Origin of the sequence: Stenotrophomonas sp. SMYL20 (assembly GCF_036320045.1) — a bacterium.
GTDB classification, from domain to species: Bacteria; Pseudomonadota; Gammaproteobacteria; order Xanthomonadales; family Xanthomonadaceae; genus Stenotrophomonas; species Stenotrophomonas maltophilia_A.
Window position 1 is genome coordinate 6,721 of the sequence record NZ_JAWIRT010000002.1, and the last position, 16,481, is coordinate 23,201.

Genomic DNA, 16,481 nt, shown 5'->3' on the forward strand with positions numbered 1-16,481 from the left:
TTTTTTTTCTCCCCTGGCGGCCGGGCGGCGCGCGTCCTCCCGGGGGGGGGCCCCCCCCCCCCCCGCCACTACCGGATCGCGTGGATCGCAGGCAACAAAAAACCCGGCCGGGGCCGGGTTCTTGTCTGCTGCCCTACCCGAAGGGGCAGGGCGGCAACGCCGGATCAGGCGGCCTTGAGGGCCTTGATGCGGTCGTTCAGGCGGCTCTTGTGGCGAGCAGCCTTGTTCTTGTGGATCAGGCCACGCGCGCTGAAGCGATCCAGGATCGGCTGGGCAACGGCGAAGGCGGCTTCGGCGCCGGCGGCATCGTTGGCGTCCAGCGCCTTGATCACTTTCTTGACAGCGGTGCGCAGCATCGAGCGCTGAGCCACGTTGCGCGCGTTGCGCACGACGGTCTGCTTGGCGCGCTTCTTGGCGGACTTGATATTGGCCACGGTGGTGGTTTCCTGAAAAAATCGGTGTTATGGGAACAGCAAGCTAGCTAGTATGATGGCCCGAGAAATGCACGTCAAGTCGATTGTCAAGAGGGACGCTGAGTGAGTTCACCGAAGATGTTGCGAGGCCTGCTGTCGTTCAGCAGCATGACCATGGTCTCGCGGGTGCTCGGACTTGTCCGTGACCAGGTGATCACCACCACGTTCGGCACCAATGCGGTTACCGATGCGTTCTGGGTTGCCTTCAGGGTACCCAATTTCCTGCGCCGGTTGTTCGCCGAAGGCTCTTTCGCCACCGCTTTCGTGCCGGTGTTCACGGAAGTGAAGGAAACCCGCAGTCATGCCGAGCTGCGTGAACTGATGGCCCGCACCGCCGGCACCCTGGGTGGGGTGCTGATGCTGGTTACCGCGCTGGCGCTGATCTTCGCGCCGCAGCTGGCGGTCGCATTCTCGAGTGGTGCTGATACCGACCCGGTCAAGCAGACCCTGCTGGTCGACCTGTTCCGCCTGACCTTCCCGTTCCTGTTGTTCGTCTCGTTGACCGCGCTGGCCGGTGGCGCGCTGAACAGCTTCCAGCGTTTCGCGATGCCGGCGCTGACCCCGGTCATCCTCAACCTGTGCATGATCGCCGGTGCGCTATGGTTGGCGCCGCGGCTGGGCGGCACCCCGGAAAAACAGATCCTGGCGCTGGGCTGGGCGGTACTCGCCGCCGGCATCCTGCAGCTGCTGTTCCAGCTGCCCTCGCTGAAGGGCATCAACCTGCTGACCCTGCCGCGCTGGGGCTGGCGCCATCCGGGCGTGCGCAAGGTGCTGACGCTGATGGTGCCGACCCTGTTCGGTTCGTCGGTGGCGCAGATCAACCTGCTGCTGGATACCCTCATCGCGGCCAAGCTGACCGACGGCTCGCAGTCGTGGCTGTCGCTGGCCGATCGCTTCCTGGAGCTGCCGCTGGGTGTGTTCGGCGTGGCGCTGGGCACGGTGATCCTGCCGGCGCTGGCCCGCCATCACGTCAGCACCGACCGCGAGGGTTTCTCGCGCTCGCTGGACTGGGGCCTGCGGATGACCCTGCTGATCTCGGTGCCGGCCATGCTGGGCCTGCTGCTGCTGGCCGAGCCGCTGATCGCCACTTTGTTCCAGTACCGCCAGTTCACCGCCTTCGATACCCGCATGACCGCGCTGTCGGTGTACGGCCTGAGTTTCGGCCTGCCGGCGTTCGCCCTGCTGAAGGTGGTGCTGCCGGCGTTCTATGCCCGCCAGGACACCAAGACCCCGGTCCGTGCCGGTGTGGCCGCGCTGGTGGCCAACATGGTGTTCAACTTCGCCCTGCTGGCCGTGCTGTACCAGGTCATGGTGCCGGACGAGCTGAAGGCGCAGGGCGTGATGGCGGCCATCGGCAAGCAGCCGGGCCTGCACCTGGCGCTGGGCATCGCCAGCGCACTGTCCAGTTACCTGAACCTGGGCCTGCTCTGGTACTGGCTGGGCAAGACCGATGTCTACCAGCGCCGGCCGGGCTGGGGCGGCTATCTGGTGCGGCTGCTGCTGGCCTGTGCGGCCATGGTCGGCGTGCTGTTGGCCCTGCTGCATTGGGTTCCCGACTTCACCGTCATGGACAAATGGCACCGTATCGGTGGCCTGATGCTGCTGGTCGGCGGCGGTGGCGCGACCTATGCGGTGGCCATGCTGGCGATGGGCTTCCGCCCGCGCGACCTGCGTGGGCATTGATCGCGGCCCGTGGCGGCTATACTTCAGGGTTACACCATTGAAGCGGCGGCCCCGGTCGGGCCGGAACGAGAGTTGATGAGCAGGCTGTTCAGAAGCGTCGAGGGCGGGGAGCTGTTCCCCAACGGAAGCGTGGTCTGTATCGGCGCATTCGACGGCCTCCATCTGGGCCATCGTGCGCTGGTGCGCCATGCGGTTGCCCGCGCGCGCGCCTTGGGCGTGGCCGCCGTGGCCGTGGCGTTCGAGCCGTTGCCGCGTGAATTCTTCGCCCAGGGCACGCCGCCGCCGCGGCTGACCCTGGCGCGCAGCAAGGTCGAGATCCTGCGCGAGCTGGGTGTCGATGCGATCGGCCTGCTGCGTTTCGACGCGGCGATGGCGGCGATGCCGGCCGAGACCTTCGTGCGCCAGTTGCTGGTCAATCGCCTGAGTGCGCGTGAGGTCTGGATCGGGCCGGAGTTCTGCTTCGGCAACCGCCGCCGCGGCGACCTGGCCCTGCTGCAGCAGCTCGGCGCCGAGCTCGGCTTCAGCGCCGGCGAGATCGAAGCGGTGGATCTGCACGGCGAGCGCATCTCCAGCACCCGCATCCGCCAGCTGCTGCAGGACGGCGATTTCGCCCGTGCCGGCGATCTGCTCGGCCGTCCCTACGCGATCAGCGGGCGGGTGGTGCGCGGGCGCCAGCTCGGCCGCACGCTGGGCTTCCCCACCGCCAACCTGCGGTTCCCGAAGACCCCGGCGCTGTCGGGCATCTACGCGACCTGGGTGCACGGCGTGTTCGACCAGCCGTGGCCGTCGGTGTCCAGCTTCGGCACGCGGCCGACGGTGGACGGCGTGGAGCCGCTGCTGGAAGCGCACCTGTTTGATTTCCAGGGCGACCTGTACGGGCGCCACATCGACGTAGAGTTCGTCGCCAAGCTGCGCGACGAAGAGAAATTCAATGATCTGGCGGCGCTGACCGACCAGATGCACCGCGATGCCGAACAGGCGCGCGCCATCCTTTCCGAACATAGATTGCGAGCCACTGCGTGAGCCAGGACTACAAGACCACCCTGAACCTGCCAGCCACCGAATTCCCGATGCGCGGCGACCTGCCCAAGCGCGAGCCGGGCATTCTGGCGCGGTGGGAAGAGCAGGGGCTCTACCAGCAGCTGCGCGACAACGCCGCCGGCCGCCCGCTGTTCGTGCTGCATGATGGCCCGCCGTACGCCAACGGCCGCATCCACCTCGGCCACGCGGTCAACAAGATCCTGAAGGACATCATCGTCAAGTCGCGCTACCTGGCCGGCTTCGATGCGCCCTACGTGCCGGGCTGGGACTGCCATGGCCTGCCGATCGAAATCGCGGTCGAGAAGAAGTGGGGCAAGGTCGGCACCAAGCTCGACGCCGTCGAATTCCGCCAGAAGTGCCGCGAGTTCGCCGAAGAGCAGATCAACATCCAGCGCGTGGACTTCAAGCGCCTGGGCGTGACCGGCGACTGGGACAACCCGTACAAGACCCTGAGCTTCGACTTCGAAGCCAACGAAATCCGTGCGCTGGCCAAGGTCGTGGCCAACGGCCACCTGGTGCGTGGCGCCAAGCCGGTGTACTGGTGCTTCGACTGTGGCTCGGCGCTGGCCGAGGCCGAGATCGAATACCAGGAAAAGGAATCGCCGGCGATCGACGTGGCCTACGCCGCGCGCGATGCGCAGGCCATCGGCCAGGCGTTCGGCGTGAGCGTGCCGGCCGATGTGGAAGTGGCCGTGCCGATCTGGACCACCACCCCGTGGACGCTGCCGGCTTCGCTGGCGGTGTCGCTGGGCGCGGAGATCAACTACGTGCTGGCCGAAGGCCCGGCGCACAACGGCAAGCGCCGTTGGCTAGTGCTGGCCGCGGCCCTGGCCGAGCGCGCGCTGCAGCGCTATGGCGTCGAAAACGTGGTGCTGCACGGTGAAACCACCGGTGCCGCGCTGGAGAATCAGCTGCTGGCGCACCCGTTCTACCCGGAGCGCGAGATCCTGATGCTCAACGGCGAGCACGTCTCCGACGAGGACGGTACCGGTGCGGTGCACACCGCCCCCGGCCACGGCCAGGAAGACTTCGTGGTCAGCCAGAAGTACGGCCTGCTGGACAAGTACAACGCCGGCCAGGTGACCCCGATCGACGGCCGTGGTGTGTACCTGGAATCGACCCCGCCGGCCGGTGACGTGGTGCTGGCCGGCCAGCACCTGTGGAAGGCGCAGGAGGCCATCGTCAGCGTGCTGCGCGACAACGGTTCGCTGCTGGCCTTCCACCCGATCCGCCACAGCTACCCGCACTGCTGGCGCCACAAGACGCCGGTGGTGTTCCGCGCCACCCCGCAGTGGTTCATCTCGATGGACAAGGCCAACCTGCGCAACGATGCGCTGGCCGCCATCGATACCGTCGGCTGGTTCCCGACCTGGGGCAAGGCGCGCATCCAGAGCATGGTCGACGGTCGTCCGGACTGGACCATCTCGCGCCAGCGCACCTGGGGTGTGCCGATCGCACTGTTCACCCATCGCCAGACCGGCGAGATCCACCCGCGTTCGGTGGAGCTGATGCAGCAGGTCGCCGACCGCGTCGAGGCTGAGGGCATCGACGTGTGGTATTCGCTGGATGCTGCTGAACTGCTGGGCGCCGAAGCGGCCGACTACGAGAAGGTCACCGACATCCTCGACGTCTGGTTCGACTCGGGCGTGACCCATGAAGGCGTGCTTGCGGCGCGTGGCTTCGGCAAGCCGGCCGACCTGTACCTGGAAGGTTCCGACCAGCACCGCGGCTGGTTCCAGTCCTCGCTGCTGACCGGCGTGGCGATCGACAAGCGCGCGCCGTACAAGCAGTGCCTGACCCACGGCTTCACCGTGGACGAGCACGGCCGCAAGATGTCCAAGTCGCTGGGCAACGGCATCGAGCCGCAGGACATCATGAACAAGCTGGGCGCGGACATCCTGCGCCTGTGGATCGCCTCGGCCGACTACAGCAACGAGATGTCGCTGTCGCAGGAGATCCTCAAGCGCAACGCCGACGCCTACCGTCGCCTGCGCAACACCGCACGCTTCCTGCTCGGCAACCTGGACGGTTTCGATCCGGCCCAGCACCTGCAGCCGCTCGACCAGATGGTCGCGCTGGACCGCTGGATCGTGCATCGCGCGTGGGAGCTGCAGGAGAAGATCAAGGCGGCCTACGACGGCTACAACATGGCCGAGATCGTGCAGCTGCTGCTGAACTTCTGCAGCGTGGACCTGGGCTCGCTGTACCTGGACGTGACCAAGGACCGCCTGTACACGATGCCGACCGATTCGCACGGTCGCCGTTCGGCACAGAGCGCGATGTACCACATCGCCGAAGCGTTCACCCGCTGGGTGGCGCCGATCCTGACCTTCACCGCTGACGAGCTGTGGGGCTATCTGCCGGGCGAGCATGCCGGCCATGTGCTGTTCACCACCTGGTACGACGGCCTGGCGCCGCTGCCGGCCGATGCCCAGCTCAACGCCGCCGACTTCGACCAGCTGCTGGCCGTGCGCGAGCAGGTGGCCAAGGTGCTCGAGCCGATGCGTGCCAACGGCGCGATCGGTGCCGCGCTGGAAGCGGAAATCACCATCGCCGCCAGCGAAGAGCAGGCCGCGAAGTGGCAGCCGCTGGCCGATGAACTGCGTTTCCTGTTCATCAGTGGCGACGTGCAGGTGCGCCCGGCGACCACCGACGAGGTGTTCGTCAGCGCCCAGCCGACCACCAAGGCCAAGTGCGTGCGCTGCTGGCACCACCGCGCCGACGTCGGCAGCAACGCCGACCACCCGGAACTGTGCGGCCGCTGCGTGAGCAACATCACCGGCGCCGGTGAAGTGCGGAGCTGGTTCTGATGGCCGCGCCCCGTCCGCATCCGAACGCCCTGGTCTGGCTGCTGCTGTCGGCCGCCATCATCGGCCTGGACCAGTGGTCCAAGGCCTGGGTGCTGTCGAGCCTGCCGGAGTTCCAGCCAGTGGCGGTCATCGACGGCTTCTGGAACTGGTACCGCACCTACAACACCGGTGCCGCGTTCAGTTTCCTGAGCGATGCCGGTGGCTGGCAGAAACACTTCTTCACCGTGTTGGCGATCGTCATCAGCGGCCTGATGGCCTGGTGGCTGCGTAGCACTGCCCGCGGCAACTGGAAGGCCGCGGTGCCGTACGCGCTGATCATCGGCGGCGCCATCGGCAACGTGATCGACCGCCAGGTGCACGGCCACGTGGTCGACTTCATCCAGTGGTACGTGGGCAGCTACACCTGGCCCTCGTTCAACATCGCCGATTCGGCCATCGTGGTGGGTGCCATCGGCATCGCCCTGTTTGGCCTGTTCGACGGCAAGTCCGCCAAAAAGGCGGATAATGCCAACCCGAAACCGTAAGCCGGCCGCTGCCGGGAGACTGAACTGATGGATGTGCTGCTCGCCAACCCGCGTGGATTCTGTGCCGGCGTCGATCGTGCGATCGAGATCGTCAAGCGCGCGATCGAAACGCTGGGCGCGCCCATCTACGTCCGCCATGAAGTGGTGCACAACCGCTTCGTGGTCGACGACCTGAAGCAGCGCGGTGCGATCTTCGTCGAGGAACTCGATGAAGTGCCGGACAACAACACGGTCATTTTCAGCGCGCATGGCGTGTCCCAGGCCGTGCGCCAGGAGGCCGAGCGTCGTGGCCTGAAGGTGTTCGACGCCACCTGCCCGCTGGTGACCAAGGTCCACTTCGAAGTCGCCCGCCACTGCCGTGCCGGCCGTGACGTGGTGCTGATCGGCCACGCCGGTCACCCGGAAGTGGAGGGCACCATGGGCCAGTGGAACCGCGAAGCCGGCACCGGCCAGATCTATCTGGTCGAGGATGTCGAGCAGGTTGCCACGCTGCACATCAACCAGCCGGAAAACTTCGCCTATACCACCCAGACCACGCTGTCGGTGGACGATACGCGCGGCATCATCGATGCATTGCGTGAGCGCTTCCCGGCGATGCAGGGCCCGAAGAACGACGACATCTGCTACGCCACGCAGAACCGCCAGGACGCCGTGCGCGATCTGGCCAAACGCTGCGACCTGGTGCTGGTGGTCGGCTCGCCGAACAGTTCCAACTCCAACCGCTTGAGCGAGCTGGCCCGTCGTGAGGGCGTGGAGTCGTACCTGATCGACGGCGCGCACGAGATCGACCCGCAGTGGGTGGTTGGCAAGCAGCACATCGGCGTGACTGCAGGTGCCTCGGCGCCGCAGGTGCTGGTTGATGGCGTGCTGGCGCGCCTGGCCGAGCTGGGCGCCAGCGGCGTGGGCGAGCTGGACGGCGAACCGGAATCGATGGTGTTCGCGCTGCCGAAGGAACTGCGCCTGCGCCTGGTCGACTGACCGCGAAGCGCCTCATCCACGCATGGCGTGGATCTACTGAAACTGCTCTGGTGGGTGCAAACCAGCACAAGGTGGGTGCAAACCAGCACAAGGTGGGTGCGAACCTTGGTTCGCACGCTTCTGGGCATGCACAGATGGGCGCGCGCCCATGACCTTTGGCCATGGGGCCCTGCATCGCACAGGCCTAGCATCGGAAGATTCTCCGTTGTTGGAACCTGCCCGATGAAGACCCGAGCCCTGGCCATGTCATTGCTGTTCGCGCTGGCGGCCACGCCCGCGCTGGCGCAGACCTCGCCGCCGGGCGATGCCGCGGCACCCGGTCTGCTGCGCATCGATGTGGACGCGCGCGATCTGGCCCGGCGCATCTTCAAGGTGACCGCCACGGTGCCGGCCAAGCCCGGCCCAATGACCCTGCTGTACCCGCAGTGGATTCCCGGCAACCATTCGCCCACCGGTCCGATCGACAAGCTGGCCGGCCTGCGCGTGACCGCCAACGGCAAGCCGCTGGCCTGGCAGCGCGACCAGTTCAACGTCTATGCGTTCAAGGTGAACGTGCCCGAGGGCGTGAGCGAGATCGTCGCCCACTTCGATTTCCTGTCCTCGCAGGGCGGCAGCCAGGGCCGGGTGGTGATGACCCCGGAAATGCTCAACCTGCAGTGGAACGCCAATTCGCTGTATCCGGCCGGCGTCGATGCGCGCAACCTGCAGGCGCAGGCCAGCGTGACCCTGCCCAAGGGCTGGTCGTTCGCCACTGCCCTGGAAACCGCGCGACGCGACGGTGACACCGTGGTGTTCAAGCCGATCTCGTATGACCATCTGGTCGATTCGCCGTTGTTCGCCGGCGAGCACTACCAGCGCATCGATCTCGACCCGGGTGCGAAGGTGCCGGTGCACCTCAATGTGTTCGCCGACGACGCAAAGTCGCTGAAGCCGACCGACGCGCAGATCACCGTGCATCGTGCGCTGGTGCAGCAGGCCGACAAGCTCTACGGTGCGCGCCACTACAACCACTATGAATTCCTGCTGGCGTTGACCGACCGCCTCGGCGGCATTGGTCTGGAGCATCATCGTTCCAGCGAGAACAGCGCCGACCCGGGGTACTTCACCGAGTGGGACAGCAATGCGTGGATGCGCGACCTGCTGCCGCATGAGTACACCCATTCCTGGAACGGCAAGTACCGTCGCGGCGCGGATCTCGCCACCGCCAACTTCAACACGCCGATGGGCGACAGCCTGCTGTGGGTATACGAAGGCCAGACCCAGTTCTGGGGACAGGTGCTGGCGGCGCGTTCGGGCCTGTGGTCGACCGCGCAGGCGCGCGACATGCTGGCCAATGTGGCCGCGACCTATGATCGTGGCCGCCCCGGACTGGCCTGGCGCCCGCTGCAGGACACCACCAACGACCCGACCATCGCGCAGCGCCGCACGCTGCCTTACCGCAACTACCAGATGAGCGAGGACTACTACTCCGGCGGCCAGATGCTGTGGCTGGAAGTGGAGGGCAAGCTGCGCGAACTGAGTGGTAACCGGCGCAGCCTGGATGATTTCGCGCGCGCCTTCTTCGGGGTCGGCAACGGCGACTGGGACGTCAATCCCTACACCTTCGATGATGTGGTCGCGACCTTGAACGGTATCGCGCGGTACGACTGGGCGACGTTCCTGCGCGGGCGCCTGGATGGCCATGGTTCGTTGACCGGTGGCCTGGAACTGGCGGGCTGGAAGCTGGTTTACCGCGATACCCCGAACGACGCCTACAAGGCGCAGGAAAAGCGCGCCAAGGCCGCGTTGCTGGCGTACTCACTGGGTGCGACCGTGCTCGACAACGGCACGGTCGGTGACGTGATCTGGGACAGTCCGGCGTTCAACGCCGGTCTTGCACCGGGCATGAAGGTGATCGCGGTTGGCGGCCGTGAATACAGCAGCCAGCGCTTGAAGGATGCAGTCGCCGCCGCAGCAAAGGACAAGGCGCCGATCGTGTTGCTGGTGAAGCAGTTCGATCGCATCGAAACGATGAGCATCGCCTACCACGGTGGCCTGCAGTACCCGGTGCTGGAGCGCATCGCCGGCAAGCCTGACCGCCTGGCGGATCTGTGGAAGGCGCGATGAAGCCGCGCGCCCGCGATGGCGTGATCCTGTTGATGGCGATCCTCGCCATCGTGGGCGCATTCCTGCACGGCGATGGGCGTTGGCTGCACTGGCTGGCCAAGCCGGCCACCACGCTGCTGATCGCTGCCATCGTCTGGCGCGTGCATGATCCGGTGCAGCCGTTCTACCGCCGCGCGGTGCTGGCCGGCATGCTGCTCTCGTGCGTGGGTGACATCGCGCTGATGTTGCCAATGGATGCGTTCGTACCGGGGCTGGTCGCATTCCTGCTAGCGCATGTCTGCTACATCATCGCCTTCCGCGGAGGCCTGCGTGCCGGGCGTGGGCTGGTCGGCGCCAGCGTCCTGCTCGGTGCGTTTGCCGTGCTCAACGTGCTGGGCCTGTGGCCACACCTGCCCGCACCGATGCGTATTCCGGTGCTGGCGTACGTGGTGGTGCTGGCATCGATGGCGGTGCTGGCGCTGGCACGGCAGTGGCGCCGCCCGCAGCCTGACGCCATGGAGGCCGCCAGTGCCCGTTGGGCCGCTGCCGGTGCCGTGCTGTTCGTCGCCAGCGATTCACTGTTGGCCTGGGACCGCTTCGCCGGTGGCCTGCCGCTGGCCAGCCTGCTGGTGCTGTCCACGTACTACGCCGCGCAGTACGCCATCGCGCGCTCGGTGAAATAGAAAAAGGGGACGGAGGGGATTAAGTCGCAAACCGCACCAAGGCACATACGACTTAATCCCCTCCGTCCCCTTTTTTGTGTGGCCTACCGGCGGCTCACGCCGCGCAGGGCGCCCTGCGCATCGAACTGCAGGCGCACCGATTCGCGGTCTCCGGCGACTTCGTCCGGCAGCCATACCAGCTTGCCGGCTTTGCGCACGATCACGTAGACGTGGCCGACTTCAGATGCGGGGTTCTGCAGCGCATTGCGCTGTTCCTGCAGCGCCTGCGCCACGCGCGGAACAGCCTCGAAATCGATGCTGGCCAGGGATGTGCTGCTGCGCTGCAGGCTGATGGTCGGCGCAAACTGCTGCGGGTTCACCGGATTGCCCTTGCGCCATTGGCCACGTTCAAAGTGATAGCTGTCGACGTGGCCCGGCTGTTGCGGATCGACCAGATCGAGGTTGATGCGGCCATCGTCGTAGAAGTGGATGCTGTGGAAGACCGTCAGCCGCTGGCCGGCCAGCGCTGGCATCTGCTCCAGTGCCTGACGGGCAGCCAGCAGGTAGTCCGCATCGAACAGGCGGTTGTTGCGCTCGGGCGCTCCAGCGGTGCTCGCGGCGGGGAAGGGCGCCGGGGACGGCACAAGCGATGCGGATTGCTCGCGCGGCGACTGGGACGAGACGGACGCGGACAACCGGTCCGGCTGTACCGAATGCCCCAGCGTTTCGCTGATGGTCTGCAGGGCGCCGCCGGCAACGGCCACGCCCGCCAGAACCAGCAGCAGTACCAGGAACACTGTGCGGGTTGAGGGCGGCTGTTTCATACTCCCTCCAGGCGCACGTTGCTGCGGTCATCCGGGTCGTACAGCAGCGTCACATGCTCGTGCGGGATGTTGGCCAGTTCAATCAGCGGGATGAAGCGGCGCACGCGAGCCTGCTGCACGTTGCCTTCGCGGTCGATGTATTCCAGCTGGAACTCCACCTGCGGCTGTTCGTTGAGGTAGGTGCCGGTCTGACGCACCTTCAACACCCTGGCCTCCACGCCGATGCCGCGATACTTCAGCGCATCGCCGCGGGCATCGGCGTGCAGCAGGCGGCCGAGCAGGCGCAGGCCCAGCGCATAGCCACACAGCACCAGCGGGCACACCAGCAGCGGGTGACCGAACGACAGGAAGGTCCAGCCCAGCCCCTCGCTCTGCAGCTGGTAGGCCCACACATAGGCAGCGGCAACGATGGCGATGCCGAGTGCTGCACCGATGCCGCGCCGCCACAGGCTGGCGACATTCAGTTCGGGCTGGGCACCGTCCAGCACGATGTTGGGGAATGCTCCGGGTGTCCGGCCCAGGCGTGCATCAATGTGCCTGCCGGCCTCGAAGCGATGCAGCTGGGGTTTGCTGTCGACCACCAGCATCTGTTCGCGGACCGGCGTACCGGACAGGTTCTTGAAGGACAACTGCAGTTTCCATTGCGCGAACCCACGTACCTGCACGCCGGTCTGTTCGGCCTGCTCGATCAGCGCACTGCGCGGTTCACCGTCGGCCAGGATCGACTGCACCCGGTGCAGTGCGCGTGGCGGCCCCAGCAACAGGTAGTGCAGGAAGGCGAACAGCAGCATCAGCCACAGGACCATCGACAGTGCGAGCAGCAACAGTGCCAGCCACGGTGCGCTGCGGTCGACCAGCGCTACCGGCCACGAAGTGCCGAAATAGAGAATGCAGGGAAAAGGCAACGCGAAGAACAGCAGGAACGCGCCCCAGAACCAGAGATAGGCTTTCATGGGGGAAGGGGACCGCGGTGGAACAGGGCGCGTAGATTACTACGCTTCAGCGGAACTGCAGGGTAAGCAGGTAGTAGCGGCCGAGCGGATCGTCCAGCCCGGGCATCTGCCCGCCATTGCCGACCAGATAGTTCACCGGTTGCGTGTCCAGCACGTTGTGCACGTCCAGCGCTGCAACGATGCGCGGCCCCAGCCGGCGTGCGAGGTGCAGGTTCCAGCGCAGCTGCCGTGGGTTCATGCAGTGGTTCCGGTCGACCTGCTTCTGCGGGCACTCCGCCCCCGGCAGCCAGGCACGCGTGCGCCCGATCTGGTTGCCGCGTAGCGCGATGTCCCAGTTGCTGTTCTGCCATTGCACGTTCAACACCGCAGCCAGCTCGGGTGTCACATGACCACGCAGGTCCACGGCGGCCTCATGGTCACGGCGGCGAAGCAGTTCCTGCTGCTTCAGCGCATCGAGCGAAAACAACCATTGGCCGTTGCTGCCGCTGTCGATGCGGTACTCGCCACGCAGCACCCAGTTGCGGGAGGTGGTGCGGCCGATGTTGTCGAACGACAGGCGCAGGCTGCCCAGGTGGCCGTCTTCATCCAGTTCCCACGTGCTGCGGTTCCACACTGCATCGCTCGGCTGCAGGGCGAGGATCTCGTTGCGCAGTTCCACGATGTTGTGGGTCAGCGACAGCGAGAATGTGTCGTTGGGCGTCCACGTGGCTGCCAGCGAATGGCTGCGTGATCGCTCGGCCTTCAGTGCATCGTTCTCAACCACGTTGGCCGTGACGCTGCAGCCGCCACCACGCGTGGCGATCGCACATTCCGGAAGGGCACTGGACACCGGAAGCGTGATCGAGCCGAAGTAGCCGGGAGGCCGCCGTTGCTCGAACAGGCTCGGTGCACGATAGCCGCGCCCGCTGGCCAGCAGGAACGACCAGTGCGGCGTCGGGCTCCAGCGCAGCCCGGCACGAGGCGAGAACGCCATGAAGCCGCCGTCGCGGTCCCAGCGTGCAGCCAGGTCCGCGCGCAGCGTGGGGGCCAGCGGCAGGCCCAGCTCGGCGTAGACGCCACTGCTTTGTCGCGACAGGCGGCGTCGCTGCTGTGGCAGGCCCAGCGCAAGGTCGCCCTGACTCAGCAGTGCGTCCGGGCGCGAGGTCCAGCGTTCATGGCGCAGGTCGATGCCGGTGGCCAGCTGCGCATTGCCGCCGGGCATTGCCATCAGCTCACGCTGCACGCCCCACCAGCCCTGCCATTGTGCGGTGCTGCCGCGGTTGCGGATGGACGGAAACAGCGTGTCCGCCTCGGCCGCCGGCGGCGCGTCGAAACCGGGAGTGAACCTGCGCGCCTGCGTTGCTTCAAGCAGGCGTGTCGTGCGCACGGTGCCTGCAGTGGACAAGGTCACGTCGCTGCGCTGCGCGCTGATGCCCGCCTCCCAGCTGCGCCGGCCCTGGTCGCGGCCGATGCCGAAGGTAAGGTCGGCATCGGTGGCGCGGACGCTGGGGCGCACGTTGCCGGCCTCACGCAGCACACTGTTGAAGGTGATTCCGCGCGAGACCACCGCAACGGCGGTCGGGCCCAGATCGAAGCGCTGGCGGTTGTGACTGGCCCGCGCCTCGACATAGGCATAGCGTCCCTCACCACGTTCATGCCGGTAGTGCAGGAAGGCCGACGCGGTATCCGAGGCGGGCTGCAGCGACCGCGGCCGCGCGCTGTCAAACCAGCAGCCATCCTCGCGCCGCTTCAGGGGCGGCTCGCAGCGCCGGGCGGGCACGTACCAGTTGCCGAAGATCGCGCCGATCGGATACAGCGAGGTTTCCGCGTGCCAGTCACGCTGGTCACCGGCGACATGTTCGACACGGTGCAGATCGAGTCCGGCAAACCAGCGGTCCCCGTTGCCACGCGCGCCGCCCGTGGCGGCCTGCAGGCGGTACTGGCCCGCATCGCCGCGGCTGCTCAGGCCGGTCTGCAGCATGGCTTCGGGCCCATCGGCCTGGTCACGCAGGATGATGTTGACCACGCCGGACATGGCGTCGGCCCCATAGATGGCCGAGGCACCACCGCGTACCAGTTCGATGCGGTCGACGAAGCTCAGCGGAATGCCGCCGAGGTCGGTGAGCCCACCCTGTTCCAGCGACACCATCGGATAGCGCGGCAGGCGCCGGCCGTTGACCAGGAACAGCGTCGCCCGCGGGCCCATGCCGTCGAGGCTGGTGGTGGCCGCTGCGCCCACCGGCAGGTACTGCGAATCGCCGCCGCGCGAGGTGCTCATGGCCGGATGGCCGTTCATGCCGGGCAGGTGCCGCAGCAGGTCGAACAGATTGCCGTAGCCGCTGCGCAGGATATCGTCGCGATCGATGGTGGTGACCGGCAGTGTGGTCTGCACCGAAGAGCGCGGCAGCCGGCTGCCGGTGACATGGATGGGCGCCAGTTCCACCTGGTGTGGCGTGTCGGCGGACTTGGGAGCCGGGCGCGGCAGGCGCGGGGCTGCGACCGCTTTCGGCGGCGTGGCAGGGGGCTCGGGATGGACGCGCCGCACGACAAAGGCACCGGATGAAGTGCGCAGGATGTTCACCGGCAGGCCGGCGACCAGCTGCTTCAGGGAGGCCCCGGTATCGCGTTGGTCACGGCTGCCGCCGGTGCGCAGATCATCCAGTTCACGTGCGTCGAACAGCAGGGCGGTGCCACTCTGCCGGGCCCATTGCTGCAGTGCCGGCACCAGTGGGCCAGCGCCCACGTCGATCTCCAGCGTGCCGGCGGGCTCGCCGGCATCGGCCATCGGTAGTGCGGCAACACCCAGTGCAAGGCATAGCAGGGCGCGGAGCAGCCCCCACTGCAGCGCACCCGGACCTGCCTTCACTGCCGGTCTCCTCAGTAGGTGCGGCGCAGTTCCAGCGCGCCATCCGGACGCGTCTGGCCAGCCACGGACCAACCCAGTTCCAGCGCCGACAGCAGCTCCTGTGCATCACCGGCGCGGAAGGTGCCGCTTACCGCCAGGTCGGTGATCTCCGGATCGACGATCACCAGTGGCGTGCGGCCATAACGGTTCATGCGCTCGACCACGATCGACAGGGGCGTGGCATCGAACACCAGTTGCCCGCGCAGCCAGCCTTCAGCGGCTGCGTTGGACGAGAGGGCAGGGCCCGGCTGGATACGGCCGGAGGGCAATACCTGCAGCTGTTGGCCGGGTGCCAGCGTGTGCTGCGCTGCGCCGTTGCTGACTTCCACGGCACCTTCCAGCAGTGCGACCTCGACCAGGCCGTCGCGCAGGCGTTCCACCTGGAAGGTCGTGCCGATGTCGCGGATCGTACTGCCGCCGGCGTGCAGCTGCAGCGCCTTGTTCGACGGTGCGACCTGCAGTTGCAGCCGACCCCGCTCCAGCACCAGATCACGATGACGCCAGCCGAAGCGGGCGCGGAGGGTGGTACCGGCATCCAGCATGGCGACGCTGCCATCGGCCAGCGTCTGCTGCTGTGCCTGGTGCGAATCATTGGCGTAGACCTGTGGCGTCGGGTTGCCGTCGACGGCAACCATCCAGCCGATGCCGATCGCCATGCAGACACCGGCGGCAGCGGCCACACCCGGCAACCAGCGCCGGCGCGGCGGACGCGCCGCCCGTGCCGCGGCGGTGCGCAGCCAGGGGTCAGCCGCAAGCTCCGCACCCTGCTGGAACAGGGTTTCGGCCTGCACCCAGGCTTTGACGTGGGCCGGATCTTCGGCCAGCCAGTCCTCGAACGTTTCGCGTTCGGCCGATGTGCAGTCCGGGGCTTCCAGGCGGGCTACCCAGGCGCTGGCGCGTTCAAACAGCTGTGCATCATCCCTGTGCGGGGTGCCACTCATTGGCCATCCCTGTCGTTGTGCAGCGGATCCGATCCCAACTCCTGACGCAGGCCCTGCAGGGCCCGGGCGATATGTTTTTCCACGGTCTTGGCAGTAATTCCACAATGCCGCGCGATCTGGGTGTAGCTCATGCCGGTGATGCGGTTGAGCAGATAGACCTCGCGTGCGCGTTCGGGCAGCTTGAACAGGGCCTGCCGCAGCAGGGACAGCATCTGCCCTGACTCGGCCTGGCGCAATGGATCGGGCGAGGAACTGGACGGTTCGTCGCTGCCATCGTGTTCGGCCAGCGGCAGATGCGGCCGCGACTGCGGCGAGCGTCCGCGGTCTGCCAGGCGGTTGCGGGCGATACGATACAGCAGCAGGCGCAGTTCGTCCGGGCCCTGTGCGCGATAGCGGATCAGCCGCTCCATGCAGTCCTGCGCGATATCCTCGGCATCCTCAGGCCCGACCCCCCGCGTGCGCAGGAACGCGCACAGCGGTGCGCGCTCTTCGCGTACGAACGCGATGAAGGCATCCGCAGGTGCGGGCGGCTCCGGCGCGCGATGGATCAGGGGAGACGGGGTGGACAGGGCTGGCCTCGACTGTCGGTGGCGAATGCGTCATCGAGTTTTACGCGACGATGA

Annotated in this window: 13 protein-coding genes; 7 read left to right on the forward strand and 6 right to left on the reverse strand. The window is 66.9% G+C overall.

The annotated features are described in order from the left end of the window. Positions 1 to 164: 164 nt before the first annotated feature. Positions 165 to 434: a 30S ribosomal protein S20 gene (gene rpsT / locus V3B48_RS01630; RefSeq protein WP_005408560.1), complete on the reverse strand. Its 270-nt coding sequence runs from the start codon at positions 432 to 434 to the stop codon at positions 165 to 167. Between the two features lie 117 nt (positions 435 to 551). Between rpsT and murJ the strand changes: the two genes are divergently transcribed. The 7 genes from murJ (at position 552) to V3B48_RS01665 (ending at position 10,277) form a co-directional block, all read left to right on the forward strand. Further along, the gene (gene murJ / locus V3B48_RS01635) at positions 552 to 2,156 is read left to right on the forward strand and encodes a murein biosynthesis integral membrane protein MurJ (RefSeq protein WP_049462332.1); all 1,605 of its coding nucleotides are present in this window, start codon (positions 552 to 554) and stop codon (positions 2,154 to 2,156) included. A 75-nt stretch (positions 2,157 to 2,231) separates the two neighbouring features. Continuing rightward, a complete protein-coding gene (locus tag V3B48_RS01640; protein WP_032127582.1) occupies positions 2,232 to 3,179 on the forward strand; it encodes a bifunctional riboflavin kinase/FAD synthetase in 948 nt (315 codons plus the stop codon). Continuing rightward, the gene (ileS, locus tag V3B48_RS01645) at positions 3,176 to 6,007 is read left to right on the forward strand and encodes an isoleucine--tRNA ligase (RefSeq protein ID WP_329893040.1); all 2,832 of its coding nucleotides are present in this window, start codon (positions 3,176 to 3,178) and stop codon (positions 6,005 to 6,007) included. Before V3B48_RS01640 ends, ileS begins: the two co-directional genes overlap by 4 nt. Beyond that, entirely contained in the window at positions 6,007 to 6,531 is a 525-nt protein-coding gene (gene lspA / locus V3B48_RS01650) for a signal peptidase II (RefSeq protein WP_329893041.1), read from the forward strand. Before ileS ends, lspA begins: the two co-directional genes overlap by 1 nt. A gap of 27 nt (positions 6,532 to 6,558) precedes the next feature. Next, positions 6,559 to 7,509: a 4-hydroxy-3-methylbut-2-enyl diphosphate reductase gene (gene ispH / locus V3B48_RS01655; protein WP_049424359.1), complete on the forward strand. Its 951-nt coding sequence runs from the start codon at positions 6,559 to 6,561 to the stop codon at positions 7,507 to 7,509. 222 nt (positions 7,510 to 7,731) lie between these two features. Continuing rightward, positions 7,732 to 9,615, forward strand: coding sequence for a peptidase M61 (locus V3B48_RS01660; RefSeq protein ID WP_329893042.1), 1,884 nt, complete (start codon positions 7,732 to 7,734; stop codon positions 9,613 to 9,615). Further along, a complete protein-coding gene (locus V3B48_RS01665) occupies positions 9,612 to 10,277 on the forward strand; it encodes a lysoplasmalogenase (RefSeq protein WP_049462335.1) in 666 nt (221 codons plus the stop codon). The genes V3B48_RS01660 and V3B48_RS01665 overlap by 4 nt, the downstream gene beginning before the upstream one ends. A gap of 83 nt (positions 10,278 to 10,360) precedes the next feature. Here V3B48_RS01665 and V3B48_RS01670 read toward each other — a convergent pair whose 3' ends face one another. The 5 genes from V3B48_RS01670 to V3B48_RS01690 are packed head-to-tail and all read right to left on the reverse strand — an operon-like array spanning position 10,361 to position 16,364. Further along, a complete protein-coding gene (locus tag V3B48_RS01670; RefSeq protein WP_329893043.1) occupies positions 10,361 to 11,080 on the reverse strand; it encodes a hypothetical protein in 720 nt (239 codons plus the stop codon). After that, positions 11,077 to 12,033: a hypothetical protein gene (locus V3B48_RS01675; RefSeq protein WP_329893044.1), complete on the reverse strand. Its 957-nt coding sequence runs from the start codon at positions 12,031 to 12,033 to the stop codon at positions 11,077 to 11,079. The genes V3B48_RS01670 and V3B48_RS01675 overlap by 4 nt, the downstream gene beginning before the upstream one ends. A 46-nt stretch (positions 12,034 to 12,079) precedes the next feature. Then, entirely contained in the window at positions 12,080 to 14,878 is a 2,799-nt protein-coding gene (locus tag V3B48_RS01680) for a TonB-dependent receptor (protein WP_071227738.1), read from the reverse strand. 11 nt (positions 14,879 to 14,889) lie between these two features. Then, a complete protein-coding gene (locus tag V3B48_RS01685; RefSeq protein ID WP_032127573.1) occupies positions 14,890 to 15,858 on the reverse strand; it encodes a FecR domain-containing protein in 969 nt (322 codons plus the stop codon). Next, positions 15,855 to 16,364, reverse strand: a complete 510-nt coding sequence (locus V3B48_RS01690) for an RNA polymerase sigma factor (RefSeq protein ID WP_029379863.1) — start codon at positions 16,362 to 16,364, stop codon at positions 15,855 to 15,857. The genes V3B48_RS01685 and V3B48_RS01690 overlap by 4 nt, the downstream gene beginning before the upstream one ends. Positions 16,365 to 16,481 lie beyond the last annotated feature (117 nt).